Here is a 4,905-nt window from a genome sequence, read left to right as displayed (position 1 = left end):
GAACCAGACGTTTGGCCATTTGGGTATGAGAAAGGAGCAAGCCGATGAGGGCAAGACCTGAATGAGCGGTAAGCAGTTCCAACGATTGATCGAGTTGAAAGCGAACAGATTTCACGGGTACACCTCCGAGGTGAATTCAAGAAATACGGGAAATCTTCCCTTTTCTTTATTTTACTTCACCGGAGATTGTTTTTCTAATCTTTCATCACATTCATTTCACGGATTCAGGTTATGTATATTATGGATAATTATGGTAGTAATTAATAATATTAGATATGAGGATGATTCAGGATGACGTTATTATCACGGAAAATAATCGAAGAAGATTGGGACCAAATAAAATCGATTTATCTAGAAGGAATATCGACTGGAAATGCAACTTTTCAGACAGAAGCCCCTCCTAAAGAGCAATGGTTTTCAGGTCATGTTTCTGAATGTAGTATTGTTTGCACTAGAGAAAATATTATATTAGGCTGGGCTGCATTAAGTAGAATATCAGCCAGAGCTGTTTATTCTGGAGTTGCAGAAGTAAGCATCTACATCAGACAAGCAGAACGAGGTAACGGTGTAGGGGATTTTTTAATGAAAGAGTTAGTTGAACTATCAGAAATGAATGGATTTTGGACCTTACAGGCAGGGATTTTTCCAGAAAATATCCCCAGTCTTAAATTACATTATAAACATGGTTTTCGAGAGGTTGGCAGAAGAGAAAAAATAGGAAAGATGAATGAATTGTGGAGAGATGTTATGTTCCTAGAAAGACGAAGCTCTAAAATTATATAAGACTCGTTTCTTGATCTAACGGATGACGATAGCTGAATAAACGGTATTTGAAAAAACATCCACTTTTGTGTGCATGTCCATAAACAAAACCTCTACAGAAGCATAAGAAAGGCTCTACAAGCCAGCAAGAAAGGGGGAAGTGGCAAAATAGGGCCTTTCTGTCTGTTTGATGCGTTATCGCGTTTTTTGTAGACACCGCGGATAACATCATCACAAAATAAGATATTTGATACATATGTCCTGCTGGGCATTGAACTAACACGGGCAGTTTAACGAATTAATCAATTTTTTTTGATTAATCATTGACTGGGTAAGAAAATGGTGGTAAATTCAGTTTATAGGATACATCAAAAAAAGTTGATTTAATGTAAAGCAAACTCCGGCTGCTTGCTGCTGTTATTATTCAAAGAAGGTGATGTGACACCATGAAAGAAGTTTCGTTCAAAGTCTACGAATCCAAATTCAAAGCGCTTGCCGATGAAAAACGACTTCAAATCATGTATGAACTTACTCAACGTGGAAACACTTGCGTTTGCGATCTCACTGATATTTTCGAAATGTCCCAATCCAAGCTATCGTATCACCTGAAGATTCTTCTGGATGCCGGCTTAATCACGAGAGAGACGCGCGGCACTTGGAGCTATTACGAAATTAATCAAGAGGAAGTAAGCCGTATCCTCTCAGAGGAACTGTGCTGCATATTCAAACCAGCTCGAGAAGGTAATAACTGTTGCGGAGTGACCAGTGAAAAAGAAACTAATTGCTGAGTTTATCGGCACGTATTTTTTAGTCTTTGCCGGTCCTGGCGCCATGATGATTGACCAGATTACCAAAAGCATTACCCATGTTGGGGTTGCCCTCACCTTTGGACTTGTTGTTATGGCGCTGATTTATACGTTTGGTCATATTTCAGGCGCGCATTTTAATCCTGCGGTCACCATCGGTTTTTTGGTACGGGGAGATATTTCTCTTCGAGATAGTCTGTATTATATCGTTACTCAATTTGTCGCGGCGATCGCTGCTGCATACACGCTTTTTCTTTTGTTTGGAAATGTTGCGAATTTAGGGGCTACCTTGCCACTTTCGACTGAGAGCCAATCATTTGTTTTGGAGTTTATTTTGACGTTCGTTTTGATGATGATCATTTTAGGTTCTGCTGTGCACGGTAAAGCGGTTAAAAGCTTTGCAGGTATCTCAATCGGCGCTACAGTCGGGCTGATGGCAATGTTTGCGGGCCCCATAAGTGGAGCTTCTATGAACCCGGCGCGTTCTTTAGGACCTGCTCTTGTGTCCGGTGTAACAAATCATTTATGGATCTACTTCGTTGCAACCATTCTTGGGGCTGTGGCTGCTTCGATGGTTTACAAAACATTACATGAATAAGGGGGATGGGTATGGATAAGAAATTGGTTTATTTTCTTTGCACGGGAAATTCCTGCAGAAGCCAAATTGCAGACGGTTTTTTGAAGGCGTTGGGTAGTGACAAATATGAGGTCAAAAGCGCGGGACTGGAGGCGCATGGTCTAAATCCTCGGGCTGTTCAAGTGATGAATGAAGCTGGTGTTGATATTTCGGGGAATACTTCGGACGTGATCGATCCTGAAATTCTGAAACAATCGGACTATATTATCACGCTTTGCGGTCATGCAAACGACAATTGTCCGGTTGTTCGTAACGACAAAGCGGAAAGATGGCACTGGGGCTTTGACGACCCAGCGAAAGCCACGGGCACAGAAGATGAAATCATGGCAAAGTTCCGCGAAGTTCGTGAATCCATTAAAAATCGCATTGAACAATTTGTGAAAGAAGGTAGATGACTATGATTAAGCGGATGCATGTAGCGTTAAATTGCAGCGATCTCCCAAAATCACTCGATTTTTATAAAGCTTTCTTTGGCGCTGAGCCTACAAAAGTAAAAGACAACTATGCCAAATTTGAGCTGGATGACCCGGCGCTTCACTTTTCGTTAAATGTACGTCCTTTAGGCGTGCTTAATCATCTTGGCTTTCAGGTAAACAATACCGAAGAGGTCTTGGCGATTGGTGATCGCCTTCGGGAGTCGGGGCTCCTTCTTATCGATGAAATGAATACGACCTGCTGTTACGCGGTGCAAGATAAGGTTTGGGTGTACGACCCGGACGGCAATGCATGGGAAATCTTTTTCACAAAAGAGGATTCAGAATTTGAAAGTGCAGGGGAACAGCGTGACATTTCGCTCTGTTGCGCCCCTCCCTCCGGTCCGGTAGCCATTGAATTTGGATCCTTTAAAAAGTGAGAATTTTAGTTAAAAAGGAGCTGCCGCAGCAGCTCCTTTTTACTTCTTCACAAAAGTGTTTTTATACAGATGTCCTGCCAGCCGTTGAGCTAACGGGCTAAGAGCAAAACGATTCCCTATAGAGGGAGCATAGTTTAATAAAGGCGTTTTCCAGTGGTATGATTACATTCAGGTAAATCCTTCGGAAAATGGGGTTATTTAATGATCAATTTTCTCTATCATTATTTTGACGAATCAACTGGTCCCTTTAGAAATTTATCTGATTTAGAACCAGAGCAAGCGGAACAAGTTCTGGACGAAATTCGGGTTCAGAAGATAGGATTTGCAAGCAAAAGATCCAAGGACTATCTTACAATTCGACGAAGCCTTGAATTAAAAGCAAGAGAATTATTTATTTTGAAGGGCGGAAAGCCAATTCGAGGTTTCCCGCATTATATGACAGTTGGCGAATGTCCATGGCTCTTAGGCTGGTTCGAGAGAGGCAAAGAGCTTAATATTCCCATTTCAGAATTCGATCCTTACACCATAAGTTTTACATACGGAGATCTATTTCCGACGATGAGATACCAGGATGGGAAGAAATATCGAGGGCAGGTATATACGCTAAATGAGATTTATCAGATAATAAACGAATTCGGATTACCACAAGTATGGAACCGTGACGGTAAGAATGGACCGGAGAGGTACATAGAAGTACAAGTTTGGGATGATAAACCATTAACCGCACGGTGATTGAACTAATTGGGAACGATAGCGTGGATAGCTGCCAAAAGGACAGCTCCTTCTTGAAGTTCGTTGAAGTAACGGGCAGGTTAACGCGGAAAATATATCTTGTGAATATACGGTCCAAATGTGATAAAATTTGGAAAACTTTGATTGGAGATGTGGTTCAATGGCGTATGACCCGATTCTGTTTTCAATACCTGAGGCGTTTGAAAGTAGACGTTTACTTATTCGTGCTCCAGTATTAGATGATGGTATCAAAGTAAATGAAGCGATAAGAGAAAGTATTGATGATTTACTTCCTTGGATGCCCTGGGCAAAAACCATGCCTACACCAGAAGAGTCAGAGGCAAACATACGAAAAGCGAGATTAAAATTCTTAGAACGCTCCGATATGAGGTTACTCATATTGTTAAAGGAAAATGGAAAGTTAATCGGCAGCAGTGGGCTTCACAATATTGATTGGAAGGTACGAAAATTTGAAATTGGTTACTGGGTTCGTTCATCTTTTGGAGGTCAAGGGTATATAACTGAAGCTGTAGAGGCTATTACGAACTTCGCCATTCATGAGTTACAAGCTAATCGTGTAGAAATTCGATGTGACTCAAAAAATACAAGAAGTTTTAGAGTAGCTGAGCGTTTAGGCTTTACCTTAGAAGGAATTATACGAAATGAAGAACTTTCTGTTGATGGTTCATTGAGAGATACTATGGTATTTTCTAAAGTTCGCGGTGTGGAGTTTTAATTATATGTCCAACCTTTGGCTACTTGGCTGCCCGTCCTTTTGAATTGGAAATTTGGATGTACGATGATGGAAAATACTTGCATGCAGATGGCTCGTACATCAATACAGCCTGTTACGGAGTGTATGAATGGTTTTGATGTTGCATGAGACAGAGAGGACAGGCATGGAACTGATCATATGTGTGAGAGGAGATTGGACATGGACTTTATTTACGAAAATGAAACGTTGACAGTAACCGTTGTTAAAGCGATCCACACTGGCGATGTCCCATCGTTGAAACAACTTCTTGACGAGAATCCGGGCTTGGCTACGGCAAGAATTATCGAAAGAGACAATAACAACGAAGGCAAAGGTAGTGGAATGTCTAGAACACTGTTGC

The 4,905-nt window shown here is 41.2% G+C and carries 7 protein-coding genes and 1 pseudogene; all 8 read left to right on the top strand.

All coding sequences use genetic code 11. The annotated features are described in order from the left end of the window. Positions 1-291 precede the first annotated feature (291 nt). Entirely contained in the window at positions 292-783 is a 492-nt protein-coding gene (locus tag LRL21_RS44345; RefSeq protein ID WP_240422139.1) for a GNAT family N-acetyltransferase, read from the top strand. Positions 784-1,208: 425 nt separating this feature from the next. After that, positions 1,209-1,550, top strand: coding sequence for an ArsR/SmtB family transcription factor (locus tag LRL21_RS44340; protein ID WP_240422138.1), 342 nt, complete (start codon positions 1,209-1,211; stop codon positions 1,548-1,550). Then, entirely contained in the window at positions 1,528-2,166 is a 639-nt protein-coding gene (locus LRL21_RS44335) for an MIP family channel protein (RefSeq protein WP_240422137.1), read from the top strand. Before LRL21_RS44340 ends, LRL21_RS44335 begins: the two co-directional genes overlap by 23 nt. A gap of 11 nt (positions 2,167-2,177) precedes the next feature. Further along, positions 2,178-2,600: an arsenate reductase (thioredoxin) gene (gene arsC, locus LRL21_RS44330; protein ID WP_240422136.1), complete on the top strand. Its 423-nt coding sequence runs from the start codon at positions 2,178-2,180 to the stop codon at positions 2,598-2,600. Positions 2,601-2,602: 2 nt separating this feature from the next. Continuing rightward, positions 2,603-3,058 (top strand): ArsI/CadI family heavy metal resistance metalloenzyme, encoded by a 456-nt coding sequence (locus LRL21_RS44325; protein WP_240422135.1) that lies wholly within the window; start codon positions 2,603-2,605, stop codon positions 3,056-3,058. 201 nt (positions 3,059-3,259) lie between these two features. Continuing rightward, the gene (locus LRL21_RS44320) at positions 3,260-3,790 is read left to right on the top strand and encodes a hypothetical protein (protein WP_240422134.1); all 531 of its coding nucleotides are present in this window, start codon (positions 3,260-3,262) and stop codon (positions 3,788-3,790) included. A gap of 160 nt (positions 3,791-3,950) precedes the next feature. Further along, complete coding sequence (locus LRL21_RS44315) at positions 3,951-4,526, top strand: GNAT family N-acetyltransferase (RefSeq protein WP_240422133.1); 576 nt, start codon at positions 3,951-3,953, stop codon at positions 4,524-4,526. Positions 4,527-4,724: 198 nt separating this feature from the next. Next, positions 4,725-4,905 (top strand): annotated as a pseudogene (locus tag LRL21_RS44310) (ankyrin repeat domain-containing protein); the annotation flags it as partial.

The organism is Paenibacillus periandrae (genome assembly GCF_022458865.1).
GTDB lineage: Bacteria > Bacillota > Bacilli > Paenibacillales > NBRC-103111 > Paenibacillus_S > Paenibacillus_S periandrae.
Note: the sequence above shows the minus strand (reverse complement) of the source record. Positions and strands in the feature narration are given on the sequence as shown.

Bases quoted from the DNA above. Each gene is read 5' to 3' on its own strand.
- LRL21_RS44345 (WP_240422139.1), top strand. From the start codon at position 292: ATGACGTTATTATCACGGAAAATAATCGAAGAAGATTGGGACCAAATA.
- LRL21_RS44340 (WP_240422138.1), top strand. From the start codon at position 1,209: ATGAAAGAAGTTTCGTTCAAAGTCTACGAATCCAAATTCAAAGCGCTT.
- arsC (WP_240422136.1), top strand. From the start codon at position 2,178: ATGGATAAGAAATTGGTTTATTTTCTTTGCACGGGAAATTCCTGCAGA.
- LRL21_RS44325 (WP_240422135.1), top strand. From the start codon at position 2,603: ATGATTAAGCGGATGCATGTAGCGTTAAATTGCAGCGATCTCCCAAAA.
- LRL21_RS44320 (WP_240422134.1), top strand. From the start codon at position 3,260: ATGATCAATTTTCTCTATCATTATTTTGACGAATCAACTGGTCCCTTT.
- LRL21_RS44315 (WP_240422133.1), top strand. From the start codon at position 3,951: ATGGCGTATGACCCGATTCTGTTTTCAATACCTGAGGCGTTTGAAAGT.